The sequence below is a fragment of the Streptomyces sp. ACA25 genome (assembly GCF_028200735.1).
Classification (GTDB): Bacteria; Actinomycetota; Actinomycetes; order Streptomycetales; family Streptomycetaceae; genus Streptomyces.
Map to the genome: position 1 here is coordinate 485,523 of NZ_JAQKPV010000001.1, position 14,934 is coordinate 500,456.

Annotated in this window: 12 protein-coding genes; 8 read left to right on the forward strand and 4 right to left on the reverse strand. The window is 72.2% G+C overall.

Annotation, left to right across the window (positions count from 1 at the left end):
* Positions 1-148: 148 nt before the first annotated feature.
* Entirely contained in the window at positions 149-2,752 is a 2,604-nt protein-coding gene (locus PJ985_RS02235) for a rhamnogalacturonan lyase (protein ID WP_271681760.1), read from the reverse strand.
* A 274-nt stretch (positions 2,753-3,026) separates the two neighbouring features.
* Between PJ985_RS02235 and PJ985_RS02240 the strand changes: the two genes are divergently transcribed.
* Both PJ985_RS02240 and PJ985_RS02245 read left to right on the forward strand, forming a co-directional pair.
* Positions 3,027-3,806 (forward strand): HEAT repeat domain-containing protein, encoded by a 780-nt coding sequence (locus tag PJ985_RS02240; RefSeq protein WP_271681761.1) that lies wholly within the window; start codon positions 3,027-3,029, stop codon positions 3,804-3,806.
* Entirely contained in the window at positions 3,800-4,837 is a 1,038-nt protein-coding gene (locus PJ985_RS02245) for a MerR family transcriptional regulator (protein ID WP_271682068.1), read from the forward strand. The genes PJ985_RS02240 and PJ985_RS02245 overlap by 7 nt, the downstream gene beginning before the upstream one ends.
* A gap of 109 nt (positions 4,838-4,946) precedes the next feature.
* Here PJ985_RS02245 and PJ985_RS02250 read toward each other — a convergent pair whose 3' ends face one another.
* The 3 genes from PJ985_RS02250 to PJ985_RS02260 all read right to left on the reverse strand — a co-directional run bounded on the left by PJ985_RS02250 (position 4,947) and on the right by PJ985_RS02260 (position 8,046).
* Positions 4,947-6,218: a vWA domain-containing protein gene (locus PJ985_RS02250; protein ID WP_271681762.1), complete on the reverse strand. Its 1,272-nt coding sequence runs from the start codon at positions 6,216-6,218 to the stop codon at positions 4,947-4,949.
* Between the two features lie 420 nt (positions 6,219-6,638).
* Positions 6,639-7,505: an AraC family transcriptional regulator gene (locus PJ985_RS02255; RefSeq protein WP_271682069.1), complete on the reverse strand. Its 867-nt coding sequence runs from the start codon at positions 7,503-7,505 to the stop codon at positions 6,639-6,641.
* A gap of 127 nt (positions 7,506-7,632) precedes the next feature.
* Positions 7,633-8,046 (reverse strand): ester cyclase, encoded by a 414-nt coding sequence (locus PJ985_RS02260; protein ID WP_271681763.1) that lies wholly within the window; start codon positions 8,044-8,046, stop codon positions 7,633-7,635.
* 253 nt (positions 8,047-8,299) lie between these two features.
* On the opposite strand from PJ985_RS02260, the gene PJ985_RS02265 reads away from it, so the two are divergent.
* Genes PJ985_RS02265 through PJ985_RS02290 form a run of 6 tightly spaced genes read left to right on the forward strand, consistent with a single transcriptional unit; the run spans position 8,300 to position 14,726 of the window.
* A complete protein-coding gene (locus PJ985_RS02265; protein ID WP_271681764.1) occupies positions 8,300-9,580 on the forward strand; it encodes an ATP-grasp domain-containing protein in 1,281 nt (426 codons plus the stop codon).
* Entirely contained in the window at positions 9,577-10,443 is an 867-nt protein-coding gene (locus tag PJ985_RS02270) for a Rossmann-like domain-containing protein (protein WP_271681765.1), read from the forward strand. Before PJ985_RS02265 ends, PJ985_RS02270 begins: the two co-directional genes overlap by 4 nt.
* Positions 10,440-11,558, forward strand: a complete 1,119-nt coding sequence (locus tag PJ985_RS02275) for a PLP-dependent cysteine synthase family protein (RefSeq protein ID WP_271681766.1) — start codon at positions 10,440-10,442, stop codon at positions 11,556-11,558. Before PJ985_RS02270 ends, PJ985_RS02275 begins: the two co-directional genes overlap by 4 nt.
* Positions 11,549-12,649 carry a dipeptide epimerase gene (locus PJ985_RS02280; RefSeq protein ID WP_271681767.1) on the forward strand — a complete coding sequence of 367 codons (1,101 nt, stop codon included), beginning with the start codon at positions 11,549-11,551 and terminating at the stop codon, positions 12,647-12,649. Before PJ985_RS02275 ends, PJ985_RS02280 begins: the two co-directional genes overlap by 10 nt.
* Positions 12,646-13,935 (forward strand): MFS transporter, encoded by a 1,290-nt coding sequence (locus tag PJ985_RS02285; RefSeq protein WP_271681768.1) that lies wholly within the window; start codon positions 12,646-12,648, stop codon positions 13,933-13,935. Before PJ985_RS02280 ends, PJ985_RS02285 begins: the two co-directional genes overlap by 4 nt.
* A complete protein-coding gene (locus PJ985_RS02290) occupies positions 13,932-14,726 on the forward strand; it encodes a class I SAM-dependent DNA methyltransferase (RefSeq protein WP_271681769.1) in 795 nt (264 codons plus the stop codon). The genes PJ985_RS02285 and PJ985_RS02290 overlap by 4 nt, the downstream gene beginning before the upstream one ends.
* The last annotated feature ends 208 nt before the right edge of the window (positions 14,727-14,934 follow it).

The following is a 14,934-nucleotide window of genomic DNA, read 5'->3' on the forward strand; positions in this document are numbered from 1 at the left end:
GTAACGCGTCGTCACGCTCACCGCATGGCAGCGCCTGCCCGGTCGGCGGAGACGCCGAAGGGCCCCGTCGCCGAGCGACCGGGCCGCCTTCGGGTCAGGGAGCCGGTCCTGCCGGGCGCCGCGTGGCACCCGGCAGGACCGGCTCCGGCTAGCGCAGCATGGCGAGCACGTTCCCGGCCTGATGGGCCAGACCGGCGCGGGCCGTCTCCGAGACCGTGCCGGCCTTCTGCTTCTCCAGCTGGGTGCGGAACCGCTCGAGGGCGTTGACCGCCGCTCGGGTGTTCCCCCGCTCGAGGTGCCGCTCGGCCTGGCCGAGCGCAGCGGTCAGCCGCTTGACGGCCGGTCCCGTCACGTCACCGCTGTCCACGTACCCGGTCAGCCGGTCCTGCAGAGCGCCGATGCTCCCCGGCGCCCAGTACTCGGGCAGCGGAACCTGCGACCAGTCGATGTCCGAGGCGAAGTAGAAGCTCGGGTACGCGGGCTGGTTGTAGGTCGTCTGCTGCCAGGCGATCCCGGTCCGGTACTGCGCGTCGTGCATGAGGGTGTACAGCTTGCGGTCGGTCACCTCGGTGCTGAGGTACATCCGGATCGCCGAGCTGTCCTCCGTGCGGACCAGCAGCTCCTCGCGCCAGTCGCCGAAGACATCCGCCACCAGCGAGGGGTTGCCCTTGGTGTAGTTGTTGGTCAGCGTGCCCTCGGCGGTCAGCAGCCGGCCGCGCTGCCAGTCCTCGATGGTCGGCGTGACGTCGATGGCGCCGTCGACGATCTGGGTGGTCATGTCGCCGGACCAGCGGATGCTCATATTGGTGCCGGGGGTCTGTGCCCCGAGGTATTCCCCGTCCGCGGACCACAGGCCCACGCCGTGGGAGCCCCAGGTGTCCAGGCCGGGCCGGTCCGGGTCGATGTCACCCACCATCCCGCGGCCGGTGTCCACGCCGGTGTATCCGCCGTACAGGACCTCGCCGGTCGCGGCGTCCCGCAGCGCGAAGCCGTACGGTGCCCACGGGCCGCCCTCGTGCACGGAGTAGATCTCCAGGCCGGGCCGGGACGGATCGATGTCCGCCACATGCAGGGCGTCCCCGTGGCCGAGCCGCACGGACTCACCGGCGACATTGCTCTCGGGCGGCCCCTCGGCGAACGAGCTGTACAGCAGGGATCCGTCGTGGTCGATGGTGGCCGCGCCGTAGATGATCTCGTGCTTCCCGTCCCCGTCCACGTCGGCCACGCTGAGCGAGTGGAAGCCCTGGGTGGTGATCGTGCCGAACTCGGGGTCGCTGCCGTCCACGCCGTGCGGACCGTCGTTGAACGGGTTGGCCATCGGGGCGTGCCCGCTGTCGACGTACCAGTCCTCGGTCAGCCGCTCGCCGTCCCAGCGGTAGGACACCAGCGTGGTACGGGTGTAGTAGCCGCGGGCGAAGACCGCCGAGGGATGCGTGCCGTCCACGTAGGCCACGCCGGCGAGGAACCGGTCGACCCGGTTGCCGGGCTCGATGCGGCTCATCGCGTAGTCGCCCCACAGGAGCCCGTCGTCATCGCGGCCGGGCTTGTAGCGGATCGTCTCCAGTTCGGCGCCGGTGGCCCCGTGGAACACCGTCAGGTATTCCGGCCCGTCGAGGATGAAGCCCTCGAAGTCCCGCAGTTGGTTGCGCCCGCTGCGGCCGGGGGCGTAGTCGTCCATGAAGTGGTCCGCGAGATCCTCGGCGGCCTCCCGGCTCAGCGGGTACGCGTGGCGCTCCTCGATACCGAAGGCCTCCTCCAGCGTGGCGGGCCAGTTGCCCGCCACGACCTCCGGGTGCTCGTGCCAGTCGAGGAACATCCGCACGATGTGCTCGTAGTACCCCTCGGTGCTCAGCCGGTAGTCGTCCTGGTGCGACCAGCCCGCCGCGACGTCCTCCTCCGGCAGCGTGATGAACTCCTCGGAAGCGACGCCGCCGTCCGCGTCGTAACGCGTGATCGTGGTGCCGGGCGCCGTCTTGAACATCATCTCCGCACGGCCGTCACCGTCGAAGTCGTAGACGAGGAACTGCGTGTAGTGCGCACCGGCACGGATGTTCACGCCCAGGTCGATACGGTGCAGCAGCGTGCCGTCGAACCGGTAGGTGTCGATGTACACGTTGCCGGTGTACCCGACCTGGGAGACGTCCTTGGAGTTGGACGGGTCCCACTTCACGATGTACTCGTACCGGCCGTCGCCGGTGACGTCGCCGACGCTGATGTCGTTGGCGTGGTAGGTGTACTCCTCGCCGACCGGGGTGACCCCGTCCGCCGGCTTCTGCAGCGGCAGGTCGTAGTGGCCGTCGGCCCACGGAGTGGCGGCGTCGCTGAGGTCGACCTCCGCTCCGTCCACCACCGCCGCGACCCGGTACTCGCCGGTCGACGTCCCGTCGGCGTCCAGGAAGTTCGTGCTGTCGGTGACGGTCGTGATCCGCTCGCCGTCCCGGTACACGTGGAAGTCGGCGCCGGTCATGCCCTCATCGGTGTGTCCGGTGACCTCGTTGCCGAGCAGCCGCCAGCTGAGGAACACGCCCTCCTCGGTGGCCACCGCCACCAATCCGCGGTCCAGATGTTCGAGCTGGATCGCCTCCGGCCCTTGGCCGGGGGACCCCGAAGGGCCGCGCTCGGAGGGGAGTGGGCCTTCTTGTGCCGCCGCGCTGCCGGCCACCAGAAGTCCGGCCAGCACCGGTGACAGCAGCGCGACCACCCGGCGCCGCGCCCGGCGCCGGGTGGTCGGGTGGGGTCCGTGAGGTGTCATCACGACATCCTTCCGCCCTCGTCGCAGCCCGGTGGGAGTACGGCGAGAGCATGTGTTGAGTCGTTTCAGTGAGGGGGTACTCGGGGTTGATTCGTTTCAATGAGTGGGCGCGACAGTACGAGCGCGGTTCACGGCCGTCAAGACCTCGCGTCGGTCCGGTTCCGCGTCCGAGGCAGCAGGTAGTCCGGCGTTCACTCGGGACCCGGGGCACCACCAGCGGCTTCCCGTTCGGTCGGTAACGGGCTTGACCTTGACACAGTGGCAGGGTTTTCACTTGGGTACGGAGGTGGTCCCGATCAACACGACCTCGCAGAACAGCCGAGTGGTCAGCGCCTTGGGCGCCGAGGACTCCTCGGTCCGGCTCAAGGCGGCCCTGGCCGTCGGCTCGAACCCCGACCCCGTTCTCCTGGACCCGCTCGTCGAGCGGTGCGCGGTCGAGCCGGACTTCCACGTCAAGGACATGCTGTCCTGGGCGCTGACCCGCCTCTCGCCGGAGATCACCCTGTCCCGGATCCGTCAGGAGCTCGACTCCGAGCACGCACAGGCCCGCAGCCAGGCGCTGCACACGCTCTCCAAGATCGGCGACAAGAGCGCGTGGGCCTGGATCACCAGCGACATGCTGCGCGACACCGACGACGAGGTCGCGCGTACCGCGTGGCGCGTCGCGGTCGCCCTCGTACCCGAGGGCGAGAAGAGGGACTTGGCGGCCGAACTGGCTCGGCAGCTCGGCCGTGGCGACCGTGACGTGCAGCTGAGCCTGAGCCGGGCCTTCGTCGACCTCGGCGACGTGACCAAGTCCGCCCTGGAGAAGGCATCGGAGCATCCCGACCCGGTGGTGGCCGCGCACGCCCGTGCCACCGAGATGCTCCGGCGGAACCCGGAGACCGGGTTTGACGCGGCCATCGAAGAGGCGAAGCGCATCGTCCGGCTCGGCCTGGAACGCGCTGCTGCCGCTGCTGCTCCTGCTGCGGCAGCAGGCACCGGGAAACCGGAGACCGCCGGGACCCCGGAGCCGGCGGACGCCGCCAAGGCGGCAGGGTGCCCGGATTGCTGATCGGTGAGGTGGCCCGCCACTCCGGGGTGAGCCCCCGGATGCTCCGGCACTACGACGCCTTGGGGCTGGTGCGGCCGACGGGCCGCACCACCGGTGGCTACCGCGAGTACTCCGCCGAGGACGTCCGCAGAATCTTCCACGTGGAAAGCCTGCGGTCTCTCGGGCTCTCGCTCCAGCAGGTCGGGCGCGCGCTGGAGGACCCGGTCTTCACGCCGTCCGCTTTGGTCAGCGACCTCATCCGGTGGTCGGAGGACCGCCTGGCGCGGGAACAGGAACTGCTCGAGCGGCTCCGTGCGATCGACGCGTCGGCGCCCACCGGCTGGCAGGGCGTCCTGCGCATCATCGAACTCATGCGGGAACTCAACTCGACCAGCGCCGCGCGCAGGCAGCAGACCGTACTGGTCCGGTCGCAGGGCGTGCCGGTCCCCGTCGAACTGCTGGCCGGCGCCGTCCTGACCGAATCCGACCCCCACGTCGCAGGCGCCCTGCGCTGGGCGCTCGCCCGAGCGGGCGGCGACGGTGTGGCGGCGTTGAGTGCCGGCACGCACTCGAAGGACGTCAACATCCGGCGGCGCGCGGTGCTGGCGATCGCCGGGATGCCCGAGGCTCCGGGTGCGACCGCGGTGCTCACGCACACCCTCGGGGACCCGGACATGACGGTGCGCCGGCACGCCGCTCCGGAACTGGGCAGGCATGGCGTGACCGCGGCCGTGCCCACGCTCGTGGGCATGGTGGTCGAGGGCTCCAACGACGTCGAGGCGGCTGAGGTCCTGGGAAGGCTGTCCCGGGACCCCGGGTGCGCGGACCGGATCACGAGCGCCCTGGTCGACGAACTCGCCGTGCCCACCGCGGATTCCGCGACGCGGATCCGTCTCACTCAGGCGCTGGTCGAGCTAGGGGGAACCACCGCGCAGGAGGTTCTGCGCCAACTGGCACACGACGACGACCGCGCCGTCGCCCTCGTTGCCTCAGCCCTCGTCGGCGTTCTCGGAGAGCGCTCCCCCGTAGACCGAACCGACGAGAATTCCTGAACCGCGCGAAGCTCGTTACCGCGTCGGGTACGCCCCGGCCCCGGCCGCTCGGGCCGGGGCCGGGGGCGTAAGTTCCGGCGTGGCGCCGGACGGGTGCCGTGCCGGGGTGTCAGTTGATGAGGCCGGCCTGTCGGGCGGCGGTGAGCCACTCCGGGAACTCCGCCATGAGCTTGCTGTAGAGCTCCGCGTCGGAGAGGGCGCGGGGGTCGTCACCGGCGGGGAAGAAGCCCGCGTTGTCGACGACGCGCTTCTCCGGCACGGCCAGTACGTCGAGCTTGCGCAGGAAGGCGAAAGCCTTGGACTCGGGCTCGCCGAAGCCCACGAACTGCCAGAAGATCGGCAGCCCGGCGGCCTCGCACACGGCGCTCTCGGCGGCGGCCCGGGAGGTCGGTGCGCCGTCGGTCTGAAAGATGACGAAGGCCGGGTCGGTGGCGCCGGAGGCCTTGTAGTGATCGATGACGGCCTGCATCGCCACGTGGTAGTTCGTGCGGCCCATGTGTCCGTACGAGTTGTGCAGGGCCTCTATGCGGCCGCTGTAGTCGCCGAGCGCGATGTCGGCGACTCCGTCCACCTCGGTGGAGAAGAACACCACCGGCACCACACCGTCGTCGTCCAGGTTCGCCGAAAGGGCCAGTGCCTGCTCCGCGAGATGCTGGACGGTGCCGTCCTTGTAGTACCGGCGCATCGACCCGGAACGGTCCAGTACCAGGTAGACGGCCGCCCGCTGGCCGGCCAGCCCGGTCTTCTCCAGCGAGACCTGGGCCGCCTTGTACAGGTCGACCAGCCCGGCGGCGCTCGCCTGCAGCTCCTCCAGACTCATCGCCGAGCCCTGATCCGGGCCGCTCGGTGTCTCGGCCGCAGCAGCGGAATCCTCGGGGGCGTCCGCGGCGGGGGTTTCCTCCACGACGACCGGTGCGGCGGGAGTTTCGGTTTCTTCCACGACCGGTGCGGTGGGGGTGTCTTTTTCTTCGGCCGTGTTCGCGGCGGGGGTTTCCTCCACGACGACGGGTGCGGCCGGGGTTTCGGTTTCTTCCACGACCGGTGCGGTGGGGGCGTCTTTTTCTTCGGCCGTGTCCGCGGCGGGGGTTTCTTCCACGACGACGGGTGCGGCCGGGGTTTCGATTTTCTCCACCACCGGTGCGGCGGGGGGCTCCGTCACGGCCGGCTCGGCGGCGGGCGTCTCTCCGGCCGCCGGGCGGTCCTCTGCGCTGTCCGCCGGGCTGTCGGCCGACCCCTGCACCGGACCCTCGGCCGCGTCACCCGACGACGCAGCCTTCGGGTCCTGCGCCGGGCTGCCTCCCGCCTCGTTCGCCGATACGTTCTCCGTGGTGCTCGCCGAGCCGGTGACCGACTGCCAGAGTCTGCGGAAACTGAATTTCATTGTCTCTTCCCCTCGCACGGAGTTTCCGGAGGCCCGAGGGCCCCGGAACGCAGCTCCGTGCACGTCGCCGCACCTCAAGCGAGGCGCGCGTCAGTCTCCCCGCGGACACCCCGGACACGCAATTCCCGGATCGCCCGCCACGAGCACTGTTGTCGTACCGAAGTCGTGCGTACACCTGCGGGGGACTCTCGTCGCTCAGCGCAACGTCTCGAACCGGCAGGGCTACGGTGTCTCGGGTCGTGATCCGGTCCAGCTTGTTCGGGGTGCCGGGCTGTACGCCGGTCAGCTTATCGAGGGCGGTCCCTCGGTCCACGAGCCACGGCCCGCGGCACGCGCTCCGGTGGGGTGGCGGCCGGCCCGGGGTTCCCGGCAGGGTGTGCCTGCCGCACCCCTGCCGGGTCGCACTCCTGCTCCCGGGTGTCAGCCGCGCTTCCGCTCGACCGGGACCCACAGTTCCGCGTCCGCTTCCGCTCCGTCCTCGGAGAGGAGCAGGCGCAGAATCTCCGGGCCCGCGACCGTCCGGTACGGATTCGACGGGAACCACTGGGTGTGGACGTCGCGCCACACTTGCTGGAGCGCCTCCGGGAATCTCCCCGTGGTCTCGAACACCGCCCAGGTCCCCGCAGGGACCCGCAGGGCGTCCAGGTCCGCAGGCGGGACCGCGTCGGTCACCACTCCGTGGTGGTAGTCGAGCTCGGTCCCTTCGTCTCTGCCGGCGGCGAAGTTGCCGGACACCGCGACGATTCCGCGTGGCTCCTGGTCGGACAGTGCCTCGATGCGTCCCAGGGTCTCCTCGTCGATGCTCTCCACGAACGCTTCGATGGCGGGGTTGACGCCCTCGTGCACGAGCGGCACCCGTGCCTTCTTCCCGACAACGGTGAACGCCGTCCTGTCCACGATCCGGTACCGCATGATGCTGCTCCCTTCAACGATCAGGTGGAAGGACATCCGGGCCTGGGAGCGCAGTGCCGCACCGGTCCGTCTGGCTTCGCCCGGGCCGACGCCGTGCAGGGCACGGAATGCACGGGCGAAGGCCTCGCCCGAGCCGTAGCCGTACCGCACGGCGATGTCGAGCAGCGTCCGCTGCCCGGCGAGCACCTCCGCGCCCGCGACGGTGAGCCGTCTGCGGCGGATGTACTCGGACAGCGGCATACCGGCCAGTGCGGAGAACATCCGACGGAAGTGGTACTCCGATGTACGGGCGATCCGCGCCAGTTCGGCCGTCTCGATCCGCCGGTCAAGGTGTGCCTCGAGGTACTCCATGGCACGGTTCAGCTGCTCCAGGATCACGGTCCCCCTCCCTTCTGCTGACCACGCTAGGAAGAACTGACGCGTCCGGACCCGACATCCTGTGCCCGTTCCGGCCGTGGACGCCAGGAGGGACGGGGCGTCCGGCCGGCGAGGAGGGGGAGCCCTACCGGTCCCCGAGGGCGCCCAGGGCGGCCATCATTCCGAGGGTGTCGGAGACGACCCAGTATTCGGCGAACCGGCCGTCGACGAGGCGGAAGAGGTCCTGCCCGGCGAAGGAGATCCGGGTGCCGGACGGGACGGAGGCACCGGGGACGCCCCCGCGGTAGGAGCCGTGGAACGTCCAGCGTGCGGCGACCATGCCGTCACCGATGACCGGGCCGACGTCCAGGGTGTTCTCGATGTCCCCGAAGTACTCGTGCGACTGGCGGATCTGCTCGACCACCCGGTCCGGTCCGTGGACGTCCATGGTGGGCCAGTGCCCGACGAAATCCGGGGTGAGGATCTCCTCGGCCACGGCGAAGTCCCCGTGCCACAGGTCGAACAGCCAACGTCCGTACAGCGTTCTGATGTCGTCCATACGGCATCCTCCGGCCGCGTCGGTGGGCGGGTCAATTGTTCGGAACGGCGTGTTCTCCCCCAGCCGTGGGCGCGCGGCAGGAGGCCCGGGAGATGCGGCTCACCGCCGGCCCGGGCCGTCCCGCTGCGCGTGCCCGCGCGAACGGCGTGCGCGCCCCGCGTCCGTGGCGGAATCCGGACACCCAGTGACAATGAAAACGATTGTCGTTAGTGTTGTCCCCGTCGAGTCCGTGCCTGCCACCGAAAGGCGCCGTGTGGGACATCTGTTAGTCATCGAGAGCTGGGTCGGGGCGATGAGCCGGCTGCTGCCGCGAGCCATCGGGGAAGCCGGGCACCGCTTCACCTTCCTCACCCGGGACCTGCACCATTACCTGCGCTCCGCTCCCACGGGCGCCACGCACCCGCTGCTCTCGGCGGAGAACATCCTCACCGCCGAGACCAACGACGTGCCCGCCCTGCTGGACCACGTCGAGCGGATGCACTCCGTGCTGGACTTCGACGGGGTGCTCACTTCCTGTGACTACTACCTCCCCACGGCCGCCCGCATCGCGGACCGCCTCGGGCTGCCCGGTCCGGCGCCGCAGGCCGTGGAGACGGCCTGCTCCAAGGACGCCACCCGTCGGGCGCTGGAGGCCGCCGACGTTCCGGGGCCGCGGTACGCCGTCTGCCAGGACTGGCCCGCCGTCGCCGGGGCCGCCACCCGGATCGGCTACCCGCTGGTGGTCAAGCCGGTCGACCTGTGCGCCGGCATGTACGTGCGGCAGGTGGCCGACGAACAGCAACTGGCGGCCGCCTACAAGGCACTGAGCGACTTCCCGGTCAACGCCCGAGGCCAGCGCCGCTCCCCGGCGGTGCTGCTCGAGGAGTTGCTCACCGGGCCCGAGGTCAGTGTGGAGACCGTGTCGCGGCGCGGCAGTGCCTGTCACGTCGTCGGGGTGACGGACAAGAGCGTGGGCGGCTCGCCCGCGTTCATCGAGACCGGGCACATGTTCCCCGCGGGGCTCGACCGGCGCACCGCCGCCCTGGCCGCCGACACCGCGGTCGCCGCGCTCCGGGCGCTCGGTCTGGACGACGTCGTCGCACACACCGAGATCAAGCTGGAGGAGAGCGGCCCCCGCGTCGTCGAGGTGAACCCGCGTCCGGCCGGCAACCGCATCACCGAGCTGGTCCGGCACGTCACCGGGGTCGACCTGCCCGGCGCCGCCGTGGAGGTCGCCCTGGGACGCCCGCCCGCGCTGACGCCCCGGGACACCGGTGTGCGCAGCGCCGCCGTCGGCTTCCTGCTGCCCGATCAGGCCGGTGAGCTGGCGGGCTTCGACGGAGCCGAGGAGGCCGCGGCGGCCGACGGCGTCCGGGAGCTGACGCTGGCCGACCCCGGCCGGACCGTCCGGCCGGCCACCAGCAACAACGACTACCTCGGCCATGTCCTCGCGGTGGACGCCGAGGAGGGCGCCGCCCGTGACCGGGTGGCGGCAGTCCTCGCCGGTCTGCGGCCCCGCTACGCGACCCCGGGCCCCGCAGGCGGTGACGCGTGACGGCCGCCGCCGGCGCGGTGCACGCCGTGGCCTCGGTCGCCGAGCTGGTCTCCCGGGTCCGGGAGGGGCGGTACGGGGCCGACCCGGCGGAACAGCGGATCTCCGTCGCCTTCCTGACCTCCCAGGCCGTCCGGCATGGCGGCCGGGCGAGCGGCTACCGCAACGAGGTGCTCAGCCTGCGGCTGGCGGAAGCGGTCGGGTCGTGCGCGGTCGAGCCCGGCGCTCTTCCGGGTGACGCGCTGGACGGTTGCGTCGGCGCCGACATCGGGCAGCTGCTCGCGCACCCCCTGCCGGCGGTGCGGACCGCCGCCCTGGACGCCTACCTCAGCCATGTCCTGCCGCACACCCCCGCGCACGGAGCCCGCCCGGTCCCGCTCCCCGCGGGCAGCAGCCTGCTCAAGTCCCGGGCCCGGGCAAGGGCCGTGGTCAGCCTGCTGCCGCCGGCTCCCGCCGTGCGCCGCGTGCTGGTGGTCGGAGTGGTCAACTCCCTGCTGGAGCAGCTGCGCGAGCGCGGCACCGACTACGTGCCGTGCGACCTCAAGGGCGGCTCCACCGAGTGGGGCGAACACGTGCGCACCGACACCCACGCCGAACTGGACCGTTGCGACGCGCTCCTGGTCTCGGGCATGACCCTGGGAAACGGCACCTTCACCCCGCTGCTGGAGCACGCCCGCGCCACCGCCAAGCCGCTCGTCCTCTTCGCCCAGACGGGCAGCGCCGTTCTGCCCCGTTTCGTCGGCTCCGGCGTCACGGCGGTGTCCGCCGAGCCGTACCCCTTCTTCTGGCTGGACGGAGGACCCGGAGTGCTGCACCACTACAGCACCGCGGGCGGCGGCGCCGGCCGGCCGGCGGGCACCGCATGACCATGGCAGCCGCCGCGCAGGCGGCCGCCCCGGAACTGCTGTCGCTCCTCGGCCGCACCCCCATGGCACGCATCCATGCTCCGCTGCCGCACCCGCACCCCGGCTTCTGGGCGAAGCTCGAGGCGCAGGGGGTGGGGGGGCTGAAGGCGCGGGCCGCGGTCGCCATGCTGCGCGGTGCCCGGGAGCGCGGCGAGCTGCGACCGGGAGCCCCCGTCGTGGAGTCGACCTCGGGCACCCTCGGCCTCGGACTCGCCTTCGCCGGGCAGGCGTTCGGCCACCCGGTGGTGCTGGTCGGGGACGCCGAACTCGAGCCGTCGGTGCGCGGTCTGCTGCGGGCGCACGGCGCCCGGCTGGAGTTGGTGGACCGGCCCGCGGCCTCCGGCGGATGGCAGGCGGCCCGGGTGGCCCGGCTGCACGAGCTGCTCGCGGAGCTCCCCGGTGCCTACTGGCCCGACCAGTACAACAACCCGGACAACGTCACCGGATACGCCGCGATGGCCGACGAGATCGGCGAGGCGCTGGACCAGCTGGACGTGCTGGTGTGCAGCGTCGGCACCGGCGGGCACAGCGCGGGCATCACCGGGCCGCTGCGCCGCCGCTGGCCGGGGCTCGAGGTCATCGGGGTCGACTCGGTCGGCTCCACGATCTTCGGGCAGCCGGCCCGCCCGCGGCTGATGCGCGGCCTGGGCAGCAGCATCCACCCGGGCAACGTCCGCTACGACATTTTCGACGAGGTGCACTGGGTCGGCCCCCACGAGACCGTCGACGCCTGCCGGCGGCTGGCCCGCGGCTGCTTCGTCACCGGTGGCTGGAGCACCGGCGCCGTCGCCCTCGTCGCGGCCTGGGCGGCCCGTACCCGGCCCGGCGCGGTGGTGGCCACCGTCTTCCCCGACGGGCCGCACCGCTACGTCGGCACCATCTACGACGACGACTTCTGCCTCCGGCACGGCATCGGCGCCGGCACCGGCGGTCCGCCCGTCGACCGGCCGCTGAAAATCCCGCACCCGTCGGCCTTCGAGGCGACCGGCTGGACCCGCTGCCGCACCGTCATCGACCCGCTCGGTACCCGCCGGACCCCGGCGCCCACCGGGAAGGAGGGCCCCGCATGCAACTGACCGTGCGCACCACCGGCCTGGAGCTCCGCACCCCGCTGCGGATCTCACGCTCCGTGATGGCCCGCCGGGACGCCGTGTGGGCGCGGATCGGACAGGACGGTGACACCGGCCACGGCGAGGTGGTCAGCTCCGTCTACCTCGGGCTGACCGCCGAGCAGGCCGTCCGGGCTCTCCATGACCACGCGGCTCCCGCGCTGGCCCGCCAGGACGGCCCGGAGAGCGCACTCGCCGCGCTGCGGGACGGCCGGCTGCTGCCGCCCGCGTTCCCGCCCGGCGTCACCGCGGCCGTCGACTCCGCCCTGCTCGACCTGCTGGGCAAGCGCACCGGCCGGCCGGTCCACGCGCTGCTCGGCACGAGCGGGCCGCACGGCACCCCGCCGTCCGCCGGGACCGCCCGCACCCTGGGGATCACCGACCCCGCACAGGCTGCCGCACACGCCCGTGACCTGGCGGCCCGCGGTTTCCGGTTGCTCAAGCTCAAGGCCGGCACGGCCGACCCGGCCGAAGACCTGGACCGGACCGCTGCCGTGCGGGACGCGGCCCCCGGCGTCAGGCTGCTGCTGGACCCCAACGGCGCCTGGACGCCGGAACAGGCCGCGACGCTGCTGCCGCGCTTCGCCGCCCTCGGGGTCGAAGCCGTCGAGCAGCCCATCGCCCCCGGGGACCCCGACGCCCTGGCCCGGCTCGCCGCGCGCTCACCCCTCCCCCTCATCGCCGACGAGGACGCGGCCGGCTACGAGGACATCCTGCGGCTGGCCGGGCGGGTACAGGGCGTGAACATCAAACTCGCCCAGTGCGGCGGCGCCCAGGAGGCGCTGCGCATCTGCCGGGCCCTCGAAGGCAGTGGCACCGACATCATGCTCGGCTGCCTCACCGCGTCCTCCCTCGGGATCGCCCCCGCCGTCCACTTGGCACGGCGGGCCCGCTGGGCCGACCTCGACGGTCATCTGCTGCTCGCCGACGACCCGTGGCAGGGCATCGGCGGGGCCGACGGAACCGTCCGGGCAGGCCCCGGCCCCGGACTCGGCGTCACCCCAGCACCCGTGTCCGCTCCCCGGACCGCCGAACACACCGGAAGAACCCCCACGTGAAAATCATCCGTGCCGTCCGCGGCTTCCCGCTCGCCGTGCAGCTGCTGCTGGTCAACCAGTTCGGCGTCAACATCGGCTTTTACCTGCTCATTCCGTACCTCGCCCTGCACATGAGCGATGACCTGGGGATGTCGGCCGCCCTGATCGGCATCGTCCTGGGCGTGCGCACCCTCAGCCAGCAGGGGCTGTTCCTCATCGGCGGCTCGGCCGCCGACCGGCTCGGCGCCCGCGGCGTCATCATCGCCGGGTGCGGGCTGCGCACCGTCGGCTTCGGGCTCTTCGCGTTCGGTGACACCTTCGCCGTACTGCTCTCCGCCGCCGTGCTGACCGGACTGGCGGGAGCCCTGTTCAACCCGGCGGTCCGTGCCTACATCTCCGTGGAGTCCGGGCCGCGCAAGGCCGAGGCATTCGCACTGTTCCAGGTGTTCGCCACCGCCGGAGCGCTGGTCGGCCCCCTGCTGGGGGCCGCTCTGCTGCTGGCCGACTTCCGGGCCTCGGCGATCACCGCCGCCGCGATCTTCGCCGTCCTGACCGTGGCCCAGGCCCTCGTCCTGCCCGCCCGTGAGGTACCCGGGGGCACCAACCGGCCCGGGGTGCTGAGCGACTGGCGTGAGGTCTTCACCAACGGCCGCTTCCTGTGCTTCGCGCTCGCCATGACCGCCATGTTCACCCTGGAGACCCAGCTGTACCTGCTGTTCCCGGACGGCGCCCGCACCGCCACCGGCTGGACGGGAGCGGCCAGTGCGATCTTCCTCCTGGGCACGCTCGCCGCCCTCACCCTCCAGCTGCGGATCACCACCCGGCTCAAGGCACGCGGTGACCGGGGCCGCTGGATCTCCACCGGGCTCGTGCTCATGGGTCTTGCCTTCGTACCGCCGTTGCTGGTGACGGGCTCGGAGACCGGCTCCCCGGACGGTGCCGGTGAGGCGGCCGTCCGGCTGCTGCCCGTCCTTGCCGGGGCCCTGCTGCTCTACGTCGGCGTCATGATGGCCTCGCCGTTCGTGATGGAGCTGATCCCCTCCTTCGGCCGGGAGTCCCTCACCGGCACGTACTACGGCCTCTTCTACGTCGTCTCCGGCATCGCCGCCGCAGCCGGGAACGCCACCATCGGCTGGACCATGGACCTGGGTGAACAGCACGGCCTGCCCTGGCTGCCCTGGGTGCTCTGCCTCACGTTCGGCCTGGGCTCCGCCGCCGGAGTCGCCCTGCTGCGCCGCCGCGACGCGCTTCCGGTCCCCGAACCGGCCCAGCCTGCCCCGGCCCCGGGCCGGAAGGTGGCCTCATGACCGGCAGCGGCAACTTCCTCACCGACCACCCGGCGCTTTACGAGGCGCAGTTCCCCGACCCCGGCCGGCTCGCCGCCCGGTGGGCCGAGGACGTGCTGGACCGGCACGCCGCCGGTCCCCGGGTGCTGGACGCCGGCTGCGGCACCGGCCGGGACGCCGCGCATCTGCAGGCCGCGGGCCGCCGGGTGACCGGCATCGACCTGGCCGAGCCCATGCTGGCGCACGCCCGAGCCCACCACCCGGGACCTGACTACCACCGCGCCGACCTGCGTGACTTCCGGCTGGGCAGCACGTTCGACGCGGTGCTGTGCCTGGACAGCGCGCTGCTGTACTGCCACACCAACGAGGAACTGACCGCCTTCCTCGCCGCCTGCCGCCGGCACCTGGCCCCCACCGGGCTGCTCGTCGCGGAGATGCGCAACGGCGCCTTCTTCCTGGGAAACACCGAACTGCTCGACGTGCCCCGCACCCGCTCCCTCACCTGGCAGGGCGTCACCCACACCTCCACCACCACGCTGTGGATCGACCGGGCCGCCCAGCTGCTGCGCCGCCGACGGCAATGGACCGCCGACGACGGCTCGCCACCGGTCACGGAGCACTCCGCCTGGCGGCTGCTCTTCCCGCAGGAGCTGCGCCACCTGCTCGGCGTCGCCGGGTTCGAGGTCCTGGAGTTGCACGACGGCCCCGGGCCCCGGACCGACCCGCCCTGGTGTCCGGGTGCGACGCCGGGCCGGACCGCCGACGGCGACCGCCTGCACCTCGTCGCCCGTCCCGAACCCGGTGCCCGGTGACGGTGCGGCGGCGGGACGGGTCGGTTTCCCGCCGTGCTCCGGCCCGGCGCCCCGGCCCGGTCGGCAACGGCCCCGGCTTATCACATCGAACCATCCCCGAACCGAGTTTCCCGGAACTCTCCTGCCTCATTGCCGAAAACGATTATCGTTCTTTTCCCTCCGGGCACCCCCGTCACACCGCGCCGCGTGTTCCCCGACTGGACGCGCA

Excerpts from the sequence above, each read along its gene's own strand:
- PJ985_RS02235 (WP_271681760.1), bottom strand. The coding sequence starts at position 2,752 with ATGACACCTCACGGACCCCACCCGACCACCCGGCGCCGGGCGCGGCGC.
- PJ985_RS02250 (WP_271681762.1), bottom strand. The coding sequence starts at position 6,218 with ATGAAATTCAGTTTCCGCAGACTCTGGCAGTCGGTCACCGGCTCGGCG.
- PJ985_RS02260 (WP_271681763.1), bottom strand. The coding sequence starts at position 8,046 with ATGGACGACATCAGAACGCTGTACGGACGTTGGCTGTTCGACCTGTGG.
- PJ985_RS02275 (WP_271681766.1), top strand. The coding sequence starts at position 10,440 with ATGACCATGGCAGCCGCCGCGCAGGCGGCCGCCCCGGAACTGCTGTCG.
- PJ985_RS02280 (WP_271681767.1), top strand. The coding sequence starts at position 11,549 with ATGCAACTGACCGTGCGCACCACCGGCCTGGAGCTCCGCACCCCGCTG.
- PJ985_RS02290 (WP_271681769.1), top strand. The coding sequence starts at position 13,932 with ATGACCGGCAGCGGCAACTTCCTCACCGACCACCCGGCGCTTTACGAG.